This is a genomic window from Blastococcus sp. SYSU D00868, assembly GCF_054050575.1.
This window is the reverse complement of record NZ_JBJGZO010000004.1, coordinates 192,330-208,796: the sequence shown is the minus strand read 5'-3', so window position 1 is coordinate 208,796 and position 16,467 is coordinate 192,330. Positions and strand designations below refer to the sequence as shown.

Genomic DNA, 16,467 nt, shown 5'->3' with positions numbered 1-16,467 from the left:
GTCAGCCGATCCCCGGGGCGCCGGCGACGCTCTCGCCGGTCACCCGGTAGAGCAGGTACGCCGCCGTCTCGCGGAGGATGTAGCGGAACTGGGTGGCGCGGGTCTGCACCGCGGGCCCCTGCCGGGTCGGCGAGCTCTCCGCCTCGATCCCGGCGTCCTCGGCCATCCGCTCGGCCCGCATGGCGTGCCAGGGGTCGGTGACCAGGACGGCGCTGCCCCAGCCGCGCTCGTCGAAGACGCGGCCCACCGCGCGCATGCTCTCCAGGGTGTCCACGCCCTCCTCGACCGCCACCAGCGCGTCCGGGGACACGCCGCCCGACGCGAGGTACTCCCGCCCCGCCTCCGCCTCGGTGAACTGGTCGCCGGCGGCCTTCCCGCCGACGGTGACGATCACCGGCGCGACGCCCTGCTCGTACAGCTTCAGCGCGTGCTCCAGGCGGGCCTCGAAGATCGACGACGGGACGCCGTTGTACTGCGCCGACCCGAGCACGACGATCGCGTCCGACGCCGGCCGGGAGTCCTGCCGCGCGGTCCACCAGATGGCGGTGGCGGTCGACGCGACGAGCAGCAGCACGGCGAGGACGGCGGCGCCGACCAGCCGGACGACCAGGCTCCCCATCCGCACCCGCACAGCGTCATGCGTACCACGCGGCGCCGACGCCGCGGCGCACCCGGCGCCGACGGTGGACGGCGGTCCGCGTCACCCCCCGGCCGGCTCCCCGCCGAGCGCCGCGCGGCCGGCCTCCAGCCGCGCCACCGGCACCCGGAACGGCGAGCAGGAGACGTAGTCCAGCCCGACGGCGTGGAAGAAGTGCACCGAGTCCGGGTCGCCGCCGTGCTCGCCGCAGACGCCGAGCTTGAGGTCGGGACGGGCGGACCGGCCGCGCTGCACCCCGACCTCGACCAGCCGGCCGACGCCGGGCCGGTCCAGCGACTCGAACGGCGAGACGCCGAAGATCCCCTTGTCCAGGTAGGCGTGGAAGAACGCCGCCTCGACGTCGTCCCGGGAGAAGCCCCAGGTCATCTGCGTCAGGTCGTTGGTGCCGAAGGAGAAGAACTCGGCCGACCCGGCGATCTCGTCGGCGGTCAGCGCGGCCCGCGGCACCTCGATCATCGTGCCGATCAGCGGGTGCACGTCGACCCCGTGCTCCCGGCACACCTCCTCGATGACCCGCTCGGACTCCTCGCGGATCGCCTCCAGCTCCTGCACCGCCCCGACCAGCGGGATCATGATCTCCGGCCGCGGGTCCCCGCCCTGCGCCCGGCGCTCGCAGGCCGCCTCGACGATCGCCCGCACCTGCATGGCGAACAGCCCGGGCACGACCAGGCCCAGCCGCACGCCGCGCAGCCCGAGCATCGGGTTCTCCTCGTGCATCCGCCGCACCGCGGCCAGCAGGCGCAGCGTGCCCTCGTCGGCGTGCCCCTCCGCCTCGGCGAGGGCCACCCGCACCGACAGGTCGGTGAGGTCGGGCAGGAACTCGTGCAGCGGCGGGTCCAGCAGCCGGACGGTGACCGGCAGCCCGTCCATCGCCTCGAAGATCTCGACGAAGTCCTGCTTCTGCAGCGGCTCCAGCGCGTCCAGCGCCGCCTGCCGCTCGTCGTCGCCCTCGGCGAGGATCAGCTGCTCGACCAGCTGCCGCCGGTCGCCGAGGAACATGTGCTCCGTGCGGCACAGCCCGATGCCGCGGGCGCCGAAGCGGCGGGCGCGGGCGGAGTCCTCGGGGGTGTCGGCGTTGGTCCGGACCCCGAGCCGCCGCACCTCGTCGGCGTGGGTCAGGATCCGGTGCACGCTGCGCACCAGGTCGTCGGCGTCCTCGGCCTCGGGATCCAGCTCGCCCTCGAAGTAGCGGACGACGGACGACGGCTCGACCGGCACCTCGCCCAGCCACACCCGGCCGGTCGACCCGTCGATGCTGATGACGTCGCCCTCGCCGACCACCGTGCCGTCGGGCGCGGTGAACCGCCGCTGCTTGGTGTCGACCTGCAGCTCCTCGGCGCCGCACACGCAGGTCTTGCCCATGCCGCGGGCCACGACGGCGGCGTGCGAGGTCTTGCCGCCGCGGCTGGTCAGCACGCCCTCGGCGGCGATCATCCCGGAGAGGTCGTCGGGGTTGGTCTCCCGGCGGACCAGCACCACCTTCTCCCCCCGCCCGGCCCACTCGACCGCGGTCTCGGAGGAGAACACCGCCTTGCCGACGGCGGCGCCGGGCGAGGCGTTCATCCCCTGGGTGAGCTGGGTGGCGTCGCCGCCGGAGACGAACCGCGGGAACATCAGCTGGGCCAGCTGGTCGCCGGTGACCCGGCGGACCGCCTCGTCCATGTCGATGAGGCCCTCGTCGACCAGCTGGGTGGCGATGACGAACGCGGCGGCCGCGGTGCGCTTGCCGACGCGGGTCTGCAGCATCCAGAGCTTGTTGCGCTCGACGGTGAACTCGATGTCGCACAGGTCGCGGTAGTGCGACTCGAGCCGGGCCATGATGTCCATCAGCTCGTCGTAGGCGCCCCGGTCGATGTCGGCGAGGTCGACCAGCGGCACGGTGTTGCGGATGCCGGCGACGACGTCCTCCCCCTGCGCGTTCTGCAGGTAGTCGCCGTAGACCCCCTGCTCGCCGCTGCCCGGGTCGCGGGTGAAGGCCACGCCGGTGCCGGAGTCCATGCCGAGGTTGCCGAACACCATGGAGCACACGTTGACCGCCGTGCCGGCGTCGCCGGGGATGCGCTCGCGGCGGCGGTAGAGGATCGCCCGGTCGGAGTTCCACGAGTCGAAGACGGCGTTGATCGCCAGGTCCATCTGCTCGCGCGGGTCCTGCGGGAAGTCCCGGCCGGTGTGCTCGCGGACGATCGCCTTGAACCGGTCGACGACGTCGCGCAGGTGCTCGGCGTCCAGGTCGAGGTCCAGGTCGGTGCCCTGGTCGGCCTTGACCGCGTCGAGCGCCTCGTCGAACAGCTCGCCCTCGATGCCCTGCACGGTCCTGCCGAACATCTGGATGAGCCGGCGGTAGGAGTCCCAGGCGAAGCGCTCGCTGCCCGACTGCGCGGCCAGCCCCCGCACCGACTCGTCGTTGAGCCCGACGTTGAGGACGGTCTCCATCATCCCGGGCATCGAGGCCGCGGCCCCCGAGCGCACCGAGACCAGCAGCGGGTCGGCCGGGTCGCCCAGCGTCTTGCCCATCGCCTTCTCGAGCGCGGCCAGGTGCTCGGATACCTGGGCGGCGAGGTCGGGCGGGGTGCTGCCGTGCTCGAGGTAGTGCCGGCAGGCGTCGGTGGTGATCGTGAAGCCCGGCGGGACCGGCAGCCCCAGGTTGGTCATCTCGGCCAGGTTGGCGCCCTTGCCGCCGAGCAGGTCCTTCTGCTCCTTGCTGCCCTCGCTGAAGTCGTAGACCCACTTCTGCTGGGTCCCCGTCGTCGACACCGGCCGCCACCTCCGCCTTCCGTGCCCCGTGGGTGCCCCGGGCAGCGTCGCCCGGGGTGGGGAGGGAGTCGATCATGGCGCATGGGCGGGGACGACGCAGCGCCGCGCGACGTGGCGGGTCGCGCGGCGCTGCGGGGTGGATCAGGCGGAACGAACGGCTCAGATGAAGGCGCCGTCGCCGCCGCAGACCCGCCAGCCCTTGTCCTCGGTGACGAAGAAGTTCGCCTCCTGCGACTGCCCGGCCGCGGTGACGGTCGCGTTGACGTTCTTGCCGCTCAGCTCGCCCTGCGTGGCGTCGGTGACCTCGTTGATCTCGACGGTGATCTCGCCGGGGGGCAGGAAGGCGAAGGACTCCCGGACCTCGGTCTCGGAGGTCTCGCGGGCGGCGTCCTCGCAGACCAGGTCCAGGGCACCCTCGGCGTCCCGCTCGGAGAGCTGCTGGACGAACTGGGTGACCGCCCCCTCGGGGCTGTTGGCACCGCGGCCCGAGACGATGAGGAAGCCGATCACCGCGAAGGCGATGGTCAGGACGACGACGATCGCCCCGACGATCTTCCCGGTCATCCACGGCGGAGAGGGCTGCGGCGACCGGTAGTTCGGGAAGCCGCTGGCGAGCGGTCCGCCCTGGAGGCTCTGCGCCTGCTGCGGCGTCGGGGCGTACTGCGGCTGGGGCGCCAGCTGCACCTGACCGGGGAACCCGATCTGCGTCGGGGCGGCGGCGGGCGGCAGGCTCCCGCCACTGGGCGCGGCGGGCTGCTGCGGGTACGGCGGCTGGGACAACGATCTTCCTCTCGAGCGGCCCCGGGCACTGCGTCCGTCCCGCGGGCGGCGTCATGGTGACAGCGCCTGACCGGTCTGAGAAGGGATCCCGGCGCGCGAGTCGCCGCCGCGGGCCCTACCCGGAGATGCCGCAGACGCGGGGGCCGTCCTCCGCCACCACGGTCACCGTCGCCGTGCTGCCGTCGTCCCACCGCACCGTGACGTGCTGGACGGTGTCGCCGTCCTCGTCGGCGTCGGTCGCGCCGGTCACCTCGGGGCCGTCACCGAGCAGGTAGTCCTCGCCCGGGTCGGCGTCGGCCAGCCGGTTGCGCTCGGCCGAGCAGAGCATCTGGGTGGCGGTGTCCAGGTCGCCGTCGCCCAGCGAGTCGTAGAAGACGGTGACCGCGGCGGTCGACTGCTCCTCCGGCGAGCCCTTCACCACCGGCAGCAGCAGCACCATCGCGACGCCGACCAGCACCGTGGCCAGCATGATCCCCAGCAGCAGGCCGTTGCGGCTGCGCGGCGTGCCGGTGTGCGGGCTGGACGGCCCGTCGTCGTAGAGGAACGGGCCCTCGGGCGGAGTGCTCATCCGCCGCTGACCAGCAGCTCGGCGCCCGCGGGCGGGCGCGGGTCGTCGCGGTCGGCCAGCCAGCCCTCGGGCAGCGCCACCGGCCGCGGCGCGCTGGTCCGCCCGCGCGGGCCGCCGAGGACGGCGGTCGGGTACGGCTGGTCGGGGATCCGCGCCAGCAGTCCGGCCAGCTCCTCCAGCGAGGACACCATCGCCAGCGCGCGCCGGACGTCGGAGCCGACCGAGAAGCCCTTGAGGTACCAGGCGACGTGCTTGCGAAAGTCGGTGCAGCCGTGCAGCTCTCCCTGCTCGGCCGAGAGCAGCTCGGCGTGCCGCTGCATCACGCCGGCGACCTCGCGCAGCGTGGGGAGGGCGCGCCGCGGCGACCCGGCGAAGGCGGCGGCGAGGTCGCCGAACAGCCACGGCCGGCCCAGGCAGCCGCGACCGATGACCACGCCCGCGCAACCGGTCTCGGCGACCAGCCGCAGCGCGTCGTCGGCCTCCCACACGTCGCCGTTGCCCAGCACCGGGATGTCGACGGCCTCGACCAGCCGGGCGATCGGCGCCCAGTCGGCGGTGCCGCTGTAGAGCTGGTCGGCGGTGCGGCCGTGCAGGGTGATCGCCGCGGCGCCCTCGTCCTGGGCGATGCGGCCGGCGTCGAGGTAGGTGACGTGCTCGGCGTCGATCCCGATGCGGGTCTTGATCGTCACCGGGACGTCGCGGGCCGCCCGCACCGCGGACCGCACGATGTCGGCCAGCAGCCGGCGGCGCCACGGCAGCGCGGAGCCGCCGCCCTTGCGGGTCACCTTGGGCACCGGGCAGCCGAAGTTCAGGTCGATGTGCGCCGGGCGGGTGCCGGCGACCTCCTCGTCGACCAGCATCTCCACCGCGCGGCCGACCGTCGCCGGGTCGACGCCGTAGAGCTGCACGGAGAACCCGGCCGCCGCCTCCTCGGGGGTGGCCTGCACCATCTGCAGCGTCTTGGCGTTGCGCTCGACCAGCGCCCGCGTGGTGATCATCTCGCAGACGTAGAGGCCGGCGCCGAACTCCCGGCACAGCGTGCGGAACGCCGGGTTGGTGATCCCGGCCATCGGCGCCAGCACGACGGCGGGGTCGACGGTCAGCGGCCCGAGCCGCAGCGGCGCCACCGCCGTCGCCGGCTCGAGGGTGCTGGTCACGCCTCCAGGGTAGGTGGGGCGCCGCGACTGACCGTCGAGCCGGGGCGTGACATGGCTCAACGGTCACAGGCGCGGCTGGAGCCGCCCGTCGTCCCCAGCTCGCGGTCCCGTCCACAGAGCACCACCGTCGCGCCACCCGACCGCACATCCCGGCCACCGTCGCCGGGTGCCCACGCGACTGGATCTGCCGCTCGCCGTCGACCTACCGGCCCGCGGGCGACTCGGCATCTTCACGACCGCCGATCTCGCCGCTCGAGGAGTGACCGAGAAGGAGGTGCGCTCCGCCGTCCGTACCGGTACCTGGGTTCGGCTCCGGACGGGGGTCTTCGTGAGCTCGGGAGACCTCGACGAGGTCGAGCGCACCGGGCGGCGTCCGGGCCTCGACGCGCTCGCCGTCATGGCCACGCTCGACCGTGCTTCGGCCGTCCTCAGCGGCGGGACGGCGGCGTGGGTCTGGGGCCTGCCACGCCCACGGGAGGCAGCCGAGATCGTGCGCCTCACCGACCCGGACCGCTGGCGGCGTGGTCGGGGATGGGTGATGACGCGGGCGGCGCTGCCCGACGACGAGGTGACCGTGCGCGGGGCGTACCGGGTCACCTCTGCGGCACGGACGCTCGTCGACGTCGCACGGTCCTGGCCGGAGACGTCCGCCGTCGCGGCCGTCGACGCCGCGCTACTCCGCGGGCTGACCACTCGGGAGGAGGTCCGCCAGGTGCTCGACCGCCAGACGACCGTGCCGGGCATCCCGCGCGCGTTGCGGGCGCTGGCCCTGGCCGATGGCCGCGCCGAGTCGTGGCTGGAGACCCTCGGACGGCTCACCTTCGCGGCGATCGGGCTCCCGCCCTTCGTGCCGCAGGTCGAGCTGTGGGTCGGGGACCGGCTGCTGAAGGTGGCTGACGGCTGGTACCCCGACGCGGCGCTGGCCGTCGAGTTCGACGGGCGCGTCAAGTACAGCCGATCGCGCTTCGGGCGCACGCCCGAGGAGACGTTGTGGGACGAGAAGCGCCGGGAGGACCTGCTGCGGTCCTTCGGGGTCCGCTTCGTCCGGGTCGCCGCGGAGGACCTCGGCCCCGGCCGGCTGCGGCTGGCCGACCTGGTCCAGCGGCAGCTCCACGTGGGCGGACCAGCGGCGCGTCAGTTCCGGGAGGTGCCGCGGTCGGAGGGCCGGTGGCGGGGCGAGGACCGCGGCGACGACGGGTGGCTCAGCCGCGCGGACGACGGCGTGGGTGGCGCGACTCGAGCCGCGTCACCGCCCGTCGAGCCGCGCCGTGGCCCGGCTTGACGGCCGCCGGCGGGGGTCGACCCACCTCGGGAGCTGGCAGCATGCGCGCGACCGCACCCGACCCGACGAGGAGACGACGCATGTCCGACCTGCCCGAGCTGCTGCAGCTGACCGAGGTGGGCGACCGCCGCTACCACGTCTTCCAGCCCGCCGAGTCCGCCGAGGGCCGCGACGTCGTCTTCAGCGGCCAGCTGCTCGGCCAGATGATGATGGCCTCGGACCTGCACGCCGGCGGCAAGGACATCCGCTCGGTGCACGCCGTCTTCGCCCGCGCCGGCTCCTACCAGTCGCCGATCGAGGTCGAGGTCGAGTCGCTGCAGGCCGGGCGCACCTGGGCCAGCGACACGGTCACCGCGCGGCAGAACGGCAAGCTGCTGGCCCGCGCCACCGTGCTGCTCAACGTCGTGGACCCCGACCTCATGCGGCACGGGCCGGCGATGCCCGAGGTCCCCGGCTTCGCGGGCCTCTCCCCCGCCCGCGGTCAGGCGTTCCCGGGCGCGGAGGTGCGGCCGGTGCCGGGCGAGCCGATGCTCGGCGACGTCCCGGTGGAGATGGCGTGGCACCGGTTCGACCGGCCGCTGGAGTCCCCGGCCGCCAACCAGGCCGTGCTCGCGTGGGCCACCTGCGGCCAGCTCATCGGCCTGGCGATGCGGCCGCACGCGGACACCGTCGACATCGGCCAGGCGCACGTGTCGCTGTCCACCGGCGTCATCGCGCACACGCTGCACTTCCTCGAGCGCTTCGACGTCGCCGCGCCCCTGCTGGTCACCAACGAGGCGACCAAGGCCGCGGCCGGCCGGGTCTACGGGCGGGGTTCGGTCTTCACCGAGGACGGCGTGCTCGTCGCGGCCTTCCACCAGGACTCGATGGCCAAGGACGCCGGCCGCTCGCTGGACCCGCGCACCGCGATGTAGCCGCGGAGGAGATCCGGGAGCGTGACGCCCACGGATCTCCTCCGCTCGGGTCAGCAGCCGGGGAGGCGGGCGGCCAGGTAGGACTCGACCTGGTCCAGGCCGATGCGCTCCTGGCTCATCGAGTCGCGCTCCCGCACGGTCACCGCCTGGTCCTCGAGCGTGTCGAAGTCGACGGTGAGGCAGAACGGCGTCCCGACCTCGTCCTGGCGCCGGTACCGGCGGCCGATGGCGCCGGCGTCGTCGAAGTCGACGTTCCAGTTCCGCCGCAGCGCGGCGGCCAGGTCGCGGGCCTTGGGCGACAGGTCGGCGTTGCGCGACAGCGGTAGGACGGCGGCCTTCACCGGCGCCAGCCGCGGGTCCAGCCGCAGCACCGTGCGGGTGTCGACGCCGCCCTTGGCGTTGGGCGCCTCGTCCTCGGTGTAGGCCTCGACGAGGAACGCCATCAGCGACCGGGTGAGGCCGGCGGCCGGCTCGATCACGTACGGCGTCCAGCGGGTGTTGGTGGCCTGGTCGAAGTAGGACAGGTCGGTGCCCGAGTGCTGGGTGTGCGTGGACAGGTCGAAGTCCGTGCGGTTGGCGATGCCCTCGAGCTCCCCCCACTCCGAGCCCTGGAAGCCGAAGCGGTACTCGATGTCGACGGTGCGCTTCGAGTAGTGCGACAGCTTCTCCTTCGGGTGCTCGAAGTGCCGCAGGTTGTCCGGGGAGATGCCCAGGTCGGTGTACCAGCGGGTGCGCTCGTCGATCCAGTACTGGTGCCAGGTCTCGTCGCTGCCGGGCTCGACGAAGAACTCCATCTCCATCTGCTCGAACTCGCGGGTCCGGAAGATGAAGTTGCCCGGGGTGATCTCGTTGCGGAACGACTTGCCGATCTGGCCGATGCCGAACGGCGGCTTCTTCCGCGCGGCGCCCATGACGTTGGCGAAGTTGACGAAGATGCCCTGCGCGGTCTCCGGGCGCAGGTAGTGCAGCCCCGACTCGTCCTCGACCGGGCCGAGGTAGGTCTTGAGCATCATGTTGAAGTCGCGCGGCTCGGTCCACGCGCCCTTCGTGCCGCAGTTCGGGCAGGTGATGTCGGCCAGGCCGTTCTCCGGCGCCCGGCCCTTGCGCGCCTCGAAGTCCTCCTCGAGGTGGTCGGCCCGGAAGCGCTTGTGACAGTGCTGGCACTCGGTCAGCGGGTCGGTGAAGACGCCGACGTGACCGGAGGCGACCCAGGTCTGGCGGGGCAGGATGACCGAGGAGTCCAGGCCGACGATGTCGTCACGGCTCTGGACGACGGTCCGCCACCACTGCTTCTTGATGTTCTCCTTGAGCTCGACGCCCAGGGGCCCGTAGTCCCAGGCGGAGCGGGTGCCGCCGTAGATCTCGCCGGAGGGGAAGACGAACCCCCGCCGCTTGCAGAGGTTGACCACCTTGTCGAGGCGGGCGGGGTCGTGCTTGGTCTGGCTCTCGGCCACGGGCGCTCAGGCTCCATCCGGCTGGCGGTCGGCGGTTGACCCGTCCACGGTAGTCGCGCGCCGGCGGGGAGCCGGGGACCGGTCACGGTGCCGGGAGGAACACCCCGGGCTCGTCGACGGCGTGCACCCACACCGGCGCGCCGGCGATCTTCACCTCGGCCGCGGACAGGGCCCGCCGGTAGGCGCCGACGCCGTCCCACGCGGTGACCAGCGCCCACAGGCCCGGCTCCTCGGCGGCCTCGCCGGCGTGCCCGCCGCGGAAGCCCGGCCGTGCCGACAGCGCGGCCAGCAGCGCGTCCACCTCGCCCGGGAAGGCGGCCGCCGCGTCGGCGGGCACGCGCAGTCGGGTCACCGCGAACACGCTCGCTCCCCTCCCCCGGCCGGGCGCCGGTCGGCCCGCCCGCGGCATCGTCGCAGACGCCGTCCCCCGGGAACGGCGACGGCCGGTCCCCGCGAGCGGGGACCGGCCGTCGTCGGACCGTCAGGGGTCAGGGCAGCGCGAGGTCGGCGACGAGCAGGTCCTCGCTGACGTAGATGGTCACCTCGTTCGAGGTGCTCGCGGTGCTCAGCTCGATGGTGATCGCCTCGAGGCCGCTGGCGCTGTCGTACTCGATGCTGACCAGCGCGGCGTCGGTCGGCTCCTCGTTGTTCAGCGCCGTCTCGTAGAACACCGCCACGAGGAAGTCGCCGGGGGCGAGGCCGTTGCTGGCCGCCGCCTCCTCGATGACCGCCACCAGGTCGGGGCCAGCGAGGCTGAGGGCGGTGGCGCCGTCACCGTCGATGATGGCGGCCAGGAAGGTCGCGGCCAGGTCGACCGAGCCCGGGATCTCCTCGCCGGAGTCGCCGCCGCCGCTGCTCGGCGGGTCCATCTCCTCCATCGGCACCTCGGCGCCGGTGGGGAGGTCCATGTCCGGGTCGACCTCCTCGGCACTCATCTCCTCCGCGGCGACGGACGCCGAGGTGGTGCTGGTGGCCGTGGCGGTGTTGCTGTTGTCGTCGTCGTCCTTGAGCAGGAAGAACAGCAGGACGCCGACGCCGGCGAGCACCACGACGGCCGCGGTGATCACCCAGGGCAGGACGCTCTTCTTCTGCGGCGGCTGGCCGTAGCCACCGGGACCGAAGCCGGGACCGCCGAACCCGGGGCCGGGCTGGCCGTAGCCGCCGGGCTGGCCGTAGCCACCGGGCTGCCCGTACTGGCCGGGACCGGGCTGGCCGTACTGCCCGGGACCGGGCTGGGCGTACTGACCGGGCTGGCCGTACTGGCCGCCGTACTGACCGGGGGGTTGGCTCATCGTGCTTCTCTCGTCTCGGTTGCCGGGGCGGGAGCCCCCGGGAGCGGGAGCAAGGTAGCCACGCGCCGCGGTCCCGCCTACCGGTTCCTGCGCGCGAGTTGTCACAGCTCCGTCACGAACCGTCCGCGCCTGCACACGCCCCCGGGCCGCACCAGCGAGGCTGGGCACATCGCCGCGGCGGCACGAGGCCGGGCGGATCACCGCGGCGAGGTCGCTGGTCGGCGTCGGACCTCGTACCTACACTCCGCCGACGACCGCACCCCGGCGCCGGCTCGGACGCGGGGCCGGGCAGCGGCACACGGAGGGACGTCAGCACGTGGAGTTGGAACAGTTCGGTCCCTACCGCATCGAGGCCCTGCTGGGCCGCGGCGGGATGGGCGAGGTCTACCGCGCCTTCGACACCGAGCACGACCGGGTCGTCGCGCTCAAGGTGCTGTCGGAGGCGCTGGCCGCCGACACCGGCTACCGGGAACGGTTCCGCCGCGAGGCCCACCTGGCCGCCCGGCTCAACGAACCCCACATCGTCCCGATCCACCGCTACGGCGAGATCGACGGCCGCCTGTTCCTCGACATGCGCCTGGTCCCCGGCCGCGACGTCGCCGCCGTGCTGGCCGAGGAAGGCCCGATGGAGCCCGCGCGCGCGGTCTCGGTGGTCTCCCAGACCGCCCGCGCCCTGGACTCCGCCCACGCCGACGGCCTGGTCCACCGCGACGTCAAACCCTCCAACGTGCTCATCACCGGCACCGGCGACGACGAGTTCGTCTACCTCGTCGACTTCGGCATCGCCCGCTCCACCTCCGACGCCGCCGGCCCCGCCCTCACCCAGACCGGCGCCGCGCTGGGGTCCTTCGACTACATGGCCCCCGAACGCTTCCTCGAGAAGCCCATCGACAAGCGCGTCGACGTCTACGCCCTGGCCTGCGTGCTCTTCGAGTGCCTCACCGGCCGCCGCCCCTTCACCGGCGACGGCCTGGCCACCCTGATGTACGCCCACCTCAACACCGACCCCGTCGCCCCCTCCACCCTGCGCCCCGGCCTGCCCAAGGCCCTCGACGACGTCGTCCTGCGCGGCCTGGCCAAGGACCCCGACACCCGCTACCCCACCTGCGGCGAACTCGCCGCCGCCGCCCGCGCCGCCCTCCGCGACTCCGGCGGCGCCGACGTCGTCGTCCCCGCCGCCCCGCCCACCTCCGTCACGCCGCTGCCCGTCCGGCCGCAGACCGTCGGCTTCTCCAACCCCGGGCCGCCCGGCTACGGGCCGCCGTCCAACCCCGGGCCCGGCGGCTTCGGCCCGCCCACGGGCGGCTACGCACCGGCGGCGGGCACCGGCTACCCGGCTGCGGCCGGTGGCTACGGGCCGCCGTCCAACCCGGGTCAGCCCGGCTACGGGCCGCCGTCCAACCCCGGGCCCGGCGGCTACGGGCCGCCGTCGAACCCGGGTCCGCCCGGCTTCCCGCCGCCGGGACCGGGCGGCACCGCCGGCACCGGCCCCGGCGGCCCGCCGAACGTCAGCAGCGGCTACGTAGCGCACGGCAGCTCCCCGTCCGGCGCGGGGCGCGGCCCCAACCGCCTGCCGCTGATCCTGGGCGGGGTGGGGCTGCTCGTCGTGCTCGGCGTCGTCCTGGTCCTCGTGCTCGCCGGCGGCTCCGGCGGGGGCGGCGGCGGGGGCGGCGGCGGGGGCGGCGGCGGGGCCGACCCGACCACCGCGGGGCCCACGACGTCCGACCCGGTCACCACGACCTCGTCGACGACCCCGGCCGGGGACGACCCCGAGGAGACCCTGCGGGCGATCCTCCCGGAGGCGTTCGACCCCGACGACTGCGAGCCCCGGGACGAGCCCGTCGGCGACGGCGACCTCGCCGCACTGCTGTGCGGCGCCGCGCCGACCCAGCCGGGGCCGGAGGTGTCGAACTTCTTCCTCTACGAGGACGCCGACGCCGTCACCGAGGTCTTCCGGAACGACGTGGTGGAGCAGCTGCAGCGGCCGGAGGCGCCGTCGTTCACCGACGTCCCGACGTCCCAGGGCTGGCACACCTACACCACCGGGGACACCGGCGGGTACGTCGCCACCTACAACAACGACGACGGCGACGCGATCCTCTACTGGACGCAGGACGACGTCGGCGCCATCGGGGTGGTCACGATCCCGGGCGCGGGGACGGCGGGCATCCAGACCCTGTGGCAGTGGTGGAACGACCCCGCCAACAGCGACTTCGTCGCGAACTGACAGCAGCGCCGCGACCCGCCGTCCCGACCGGGCGGCGGGTCGTGCGGCGCCCGGCCCGACCGCGCCGCGGGAGCGGGCCGGACGACGGAGCGGCATCCGAGGAGACGTCGGCACGTGGAGTGGGAACAGTTCGGTCCCTACCGCATCGAGGCCCTGCTGGGCCGCGGCGGGATGGGCGAGGTCTACCGCGCCTTCGACACCGAGCACGACCGGGTCGTCGCGCTCAAGGTGCTGTCGGAGGCGCTGGCCGCCGACACCGGCTACCGGGAACGGTTCCGCCGCGAGGCCCACCTGGCCGCCCGGCTCAACGAACCCCACATCGTCCCGATCCACCGCTACGGCGAGATCGACGGCCGCCTGTTCCTCGACATGCGCCTGGTCCCCGGCCGCGACGTCGCCGCCGTGCTGGCCGAGGAAGGCCCGATGGAGCCCGCGCGCGCGGTCTCGGTGGTCTCCCAGACCGCCCGCGCCCTGGACTCCGCCCACGCCGACGGCCTGGTCCACCGCGACGTCAAACCCTCCAACGTGCTCATCACCGGCACCGGCGACGACGAGTTCGTCTACCTCGTCGACTTCGGCATCGCCCGCTCCACCTCCGACGCCGCCGGCCCCGCCCTCACCCAGACCGGCGCCGCGCTGGGGTCCTTCGACTACATGGCCCCCGAACGCTTCCTCGAGAAGCCCATCGACAAGCGCGTCGACGTCTACGCCCTGGCCTGCGTGCTCTTCGAGTGCCTCACCGGCCGCCGCCCCTTCACCGGCGACGGCCTGGCCACCCTGATGTACGCCCACCTCAACACCGACCCCGTCGCCCCCTCCACCCTGCGCCCGGGCCTGCCCAAGGCCCTCGACGACGTCGTCCTGCGCGGCCTGGCCAAGGACCCCGACACCCGCTACCCCACCTGCGGCGAACTCGCCGCCGCCGCCCGCGCCGCCCTCCGCGACTCCGGCGTGGCCGAGACCCCGATGCCCGCGGCCCCGCCCACGGCGGTGACCCAGCTCCCGGTCCGGCCCGAGACGGTGGGCTTCTCCCAGCCGGGACCGCCCGGCCTGCCCGCGCAGGGACACGGCGCGGCCACGGGGCACGGCGCCGGCTACCCGACCGGCTACGGCCCGACCGGCCCGGGCGGCGCGACCGGCTACGGCCCCGGCGGCTCGACCGGTTACGGCCCCGGCGGCCCCGGCGGCCCGACCGGCCACCCGGGGCCGGCCGTCGCGCCGGCGGGCGCCGGGCGCAGGTCCACCCGCCTGCCGCTGGTCCTCGGCGGCGTGGCGGCGTTGCTGGTGCTGGCCGTCGTCCTCGTCGTCGTGCTGGCCGGCGGCTCCGGCGGCGGCGGTGGCGGCTCCGCCGAGGACACCACTCCGCCCCCGGTGATCACCACCCCGAGCACGCCGCCCACGACGCCCCCGGCCGAGGACCCGGAGGAGGAGCTGCGGGCCATCCTGCCGGGTGGCTTCGACGCGGCCGACTGCGACACGGGCGACGCCACCGGCGACGGCTCGACCGCGGTGCTCGACTGCGGGCCGGCGACCAGCCAGCCCGGGCCGTCCGCGGGGACCTTCTACCTGTACGAGGACGGGGAGGTCGACGACGTCTTCCTCGCCGACATGCAGCGCAACGGCATCCAGCCGCTCCCGACCGGGACGCTGTGCCCGGACGCGCAGGGCTACGGCTACTACCGGATCGAGGGGCAGCGCGCCGGGCGCGTGGCCTGCTACGTCGACGGGAACGACAACGCGATCATGGTGTGGACCCAGGACGACGTCGGCGCCGAGGGGCTCATCGGCATCGTCGGCGGCGGGCAGGAGGGTCTGGTGACGCTCTCGCAGTGGTGGACCGAGCAGGGCAACAGCGACTTCGTCGAGCGCTGAGCCACCGCGCGGTGGGGCTCGCCGGGGGCGTGGTCGTGCGCGCGCGCCGGCAGGGGACGATCGGCCGCACAGCGGTACACGGAGGGACGTCGGCACGTGCAGCGGGAACAGGTGGGCCCCTACCGGGTCGAGGCCGTCCTCGGCGAGGGGCCCCGGGGCGAGCGTCTCCGGGCGACCGACACCCGGGACGGCCGGGCCGTCGTCCTCGACCTGCTGCCCGCGGCGCTGTCCGCCGACCCCGGCTACCGCGCCCGCTTCGCCCACGACGCCGGCCTGGCCGCCCGGCTCGACGAGCCGGACGTCGTCCCCGTGCAGCGCTCCGGCGAGCTCGACGGGCGGCTGTTCCTCGAGCGGCCGCTCGTCCCGGGGCGGGACCTCGCCGCCGTCCTCGCGGAGGAGGGCGCGCTGGACCCCGCTCGCGCGGTGTCCCTCGTCGGCCAGGTCGCCCGCGCCCTCGACACCGCCCACGCCGCCGGCCTCGCGCACGGCGACCTGACGGCCGCCGACGTCCTGCTGACCGGCGCCGACGGGCCGGTCGCCGTGACCGGCCTCGGCGTCCCCCGCCCGGGCGGCGAGCCGGCCGACCCGCGGGCGGACGTCGCCGCGCTGGCCCGCCTGCTGCACGAGTGCCTCACCGGCGCCGGGCCCGTCCCCGGCGGGGGCGGTGCTCCCCCGGCCGCCCGACCCGAGGTGCCGCCGGCTCTGGACGCCGTCGTCCGCACGGGCCTGGGCGAGGCCCCCGGCCGGGGCTACGCCGACTGCGGCGAGCTCGCCGCGGCCGCGCGGGCCGCGCTCGAGGAGCCCGGCGGGTCCCCGCCGGCCGGGGGCGGCCGGAACCCGCGACCGCTGGCGATCGTCCTGGCCGGGGTCGCGGTCGCGGCCGTGCTCGCCCTCGTCCTGGTCGTCGTCCTGGGCGGCTCCGGCGACGAGGCCGGCTCCGCCGAGGGCACGCCGACGGCGACGCGGCTGGTCACCACCACCCCGAGCCCGCCGCCGGACGACGAGGCCGAGGACCGGCTGCGCTCGATCATCCCGGGCGACTTCATCGCCGTGGACTGCGATCCGGGCGAGCCGACCGACGACGGCGCCGTCGCCGTGCTCGGCTGCGGGTCGGCCAGCACCCAGCCCGGGCCCGAGGACTCCGTCTTCTACCTGTACGAGGACGGCGCGACCCTCGACGAGGTCTTCCTCGCCGACGTGGAGCGCAACGGGGTGCCGCCGCTGCCGGACGGGGCGTCGTGCCCCGACGCGCAGGGCCACGGCTCCTACGCGATCGACGACGAGCGCGCCGGGCGTCTGGCCTGCTACATCGACGAGGACAACGACGCGATCATGATCTGGACGCAGGACGGCTTCGCCGCCGAGGCGCTCGCGGTGATCGTCGACGGCGGCCGGCCGGGGATGCAGGCGCTCTGGGATTGGTGGCTCGTCGCGGAGCAGAGCGGCTTCGCCCCGCGCTGACCCGCGCGCCACGAGGAGGGCCCCTCCTCCCACCCGGACGGTGGGGGG

At 74.8% G+C, this 16,467-nt stretch carries 13 protein-coding genes and 1 pseudogene; 6 read left to right on the top strand and 8 right to left on the bottom strand.

Going from position 1 to position 16,467, the window contains the following annotated elements; genetic code table 11:
- Position 1: 1 nt before the first annotated feature.
- The 5 genes from ACI79F_RS05670 to dusB form a co-directional block, all read right to left on the bottom strand.
- Positions 2 to 619 carry a YdcF family protein gene (locus tag ACI79F_RS05670; protein ID WP_456547099.1) on the bottom strand — a complete coding sequence of 206 codons (618 nt, stop codon included), beginning with the start codon at positions 617 to 619 and terminating at the stop codon, positions 2 to 4.
- 81 nt (positions 620 to 700) lie between these two features.
- Complete coding sequence (ppdK, locus tag ACI79F_RS05665; RefSeq protein ID WP_456547066.1) at positions 701 to 3,412, bottom strand: pyruvate, phosphate dikinase; 2,712 nt, start codon at positions 3,410 to 3,412, stop codon at positions 701 to 703.
- A 159-nt stretch (positions 3,413 to 3,571) separates the two neighbouring features.
- Positions 3,572 to 4,192 (bottom strand): hypothetical protein, encoded by a 621-nt coding sequence (locus ACI79F_RS05660; protein WP_456547065.1) that lies wholly within the window; start codon positions 4,190 to 4,192, stop codon positions 3,572 to 3,574.
- Between the two features lie 115 nt (positions 4,193 to 4,307).
- Entirely contained in the window at positions 4,308 to 4,760 is a 453-nt protein-coding gene (locus ACI79F_RS05655) for an Rv0361 family membrane protein (RefSeq protein WP_456547064.1), read from the bottom strand.
- Positions 4,757 to 5,917 carry a tRNA dihydrouridine synthase DusB gene (gene dusB, locus ACI79F_RS05650; protein ID WP_456547063.1) on the bottom strand — a complete coding sequence of 387 codons (1,161 nt, stop codon included), beginning with the start codon at positions 5,915 to 5,917 and terminating at the stop codon, positions 4,757 to 4,759. The genes ACI79F_RS05655 and dusB overlap by 4 nt, the downstream gene beginning before the upstream one ends.
- Positions 5,918 to 5,963: 46 nt before the next feature.
- Between dusB and ACI79F_RS05645 the strand changes: the two are divergent.
- The 3 genes and pseudogenes from ACI79F_RS05645 to ACI79F_RS05635 all read left to right on the top strand — a co-directional run.
- Positions 5,964 to 6,236: pseudogene (locus ACI79F_RS05645) on the top strand (type IV toxin-antitoxin system AbiEi family antitoxin domain-containing protein); the annotation flags it as partial.
- Positions 6,237 to 6,245: 9 nt separating this feature from the next.
- Positions 6,246 to 7,199 carry a type IV toxin-antitoxin system AbiEi family antitoxin domain-containing protein gene (locus ACI79F_RS05640; RefSeq protein ID WP_456547100.1) on the top strand — a complete coding sequence of 318 codons (954 nt, stop codon included), beginning with the start codon at positions 6,246 to 6,248 and terminating at the stop codon, positions 7,197 to 7,199.
- 80 nt (positions 7,200 to 7,279) lie between these two features.
- Positions 7,280 to 8,113 carry an acyl-CoA thioesterase gene (locus ACI79F_RS05635; RefSeq protein ID WP_456547062.1) on the top strand — a complete coding sequence of 278 codons (834 nt, stop codon included), beginning with the start codon at positions 7,280 to 7,282 and terminating at the stop codon, positions 8,111 to 8,113.
- Between the two features lie 50 nt (positions 8,114 to 8,163).
- Here ACI79F_RS05635 and ACI79F_RS05630 read toward each other — a convergent pair whose 3' ends face one another.
- From ACI79F_RS05630 to ACI79F_RS05620, 3 genes are all read right to left on the bottom strand, one after another.
- Positions 8,164 to 9,567, bottom strand: coding sequence for a glycine--tRNA ligase (locus ACI79F_RS05630; protein ID WP_456547061.1), 1,404 nt, complete (start codon positions 9,565 to 9,567; stop codon positions 8,164 to 8,166).
- 82 nt (positions 9,568 to 9,649) lie between these two features.
- Complete coding sequence (locus ACI79F_RS05625) at positions 9,650 to 9,919, bottom strand: antibiotic biosynthesis monooxygenase (protein WP_456547060.1); 270 nt, start codon at positions 9,917 to 9,919, stop codon at positions 9,650 to 9,652.
- Between the two features lie 136 nt (positions 9,920 to 10,055).
- A complete protein-coding gene (locus ACI79F_RS05620; protein ID WP_456547059.1) occupies positions 10,056 to 10,859 on the bottom strand; it encodes a hypothetical protein in 804 nt (267 codons plus the stop codon).
- 316 nt (positions 10,860 to 11,175) lie between these two features.
- Here ACI79F_RS05620 and ACI79F_RS05615 point away from each other — a divergent pair, with 316 nt between their 5' ends.
- The 3 genes from ACI79F_RS05615 to ACI79F_RS05605 all read left to right on the top strand — a co-directional run bounded on the left by ACI79F_RS05615 (position 11,176) and on the right by ACI79F_RS05605 (position 16,419).
- Positions 11,176 to 13,086, top strand: a complete 1,911-nt coding sequence (locus ACI79F_RS05615; RefSeq protein WP_456547058.1) for a serine/threonine-protein kinase — start codon at positions 11,176 to 11,178, stop codon at positions 13,084 to 13,086.
- 114 nt (positions 13,087 to 13,200) lie between these two features.
- The gene (locus ACI79F_RS05610) at positions 13,201 to 14,958 is read left to right on the top strand and encodes a serine/threonine-protein kinase (protein ID WP_456547057.1); all 1,758 of its coding nucleotides are present in this window, start codon (positions 13,201 to 13,203) and stop codon (positions 14,956 to 14,958) included.
- A gap of 96 nt (positions 14,959 to 15,054) precedes the next feature.
- The gene (locus ACI79F_RS05605; protein ID WP_456547056.1) at positions 15,055 to 16,419 is read left to right on the top strand and encodes a protein kinase domain-containing protein; all 1,365 of its coding nucleotides are present in this window, start codon (positions 15,055 to 15,057) and stop codon (positions 16,417 to 16,419) included.
- Positions 16,420 to 16,467: the final 48 nt, after the last annotated feature.

Bases quoted from the DNA above. Each gene is read 5' to 3' on its own strand.
- ACI79F_RS05620 (WP_456547059.1), bottom strand. From the start codon at position 10,859: ATGAGCCAACCCCCCGGTCAGTACGGCGGCCAGTACGGCCAGCCCGGT.
- ACI79F_RS05670 (WP_456547099.1), bottom strand. From the start codon at position 619: ATGGGGAGCCTGGTCGTCCGGCTGGTCGGCGCCGCCGTCCTCGCCGTG.
- ACI79F_RS05655 (WP_456547064.1), bottom strand. From the start codon at position 4,760: ATGAGCACTCCGCCCGAGGGCCCGTTCCTCTACGACGACGGGCCGTCC.
- ACI79F_RS05635 (WP_456547062.1), top strand. From the start codon at position 7,280: ATGTCCGACCTGCCCGAGCTGCTGCAGCTGACCGAGGTGGGCGACCGC.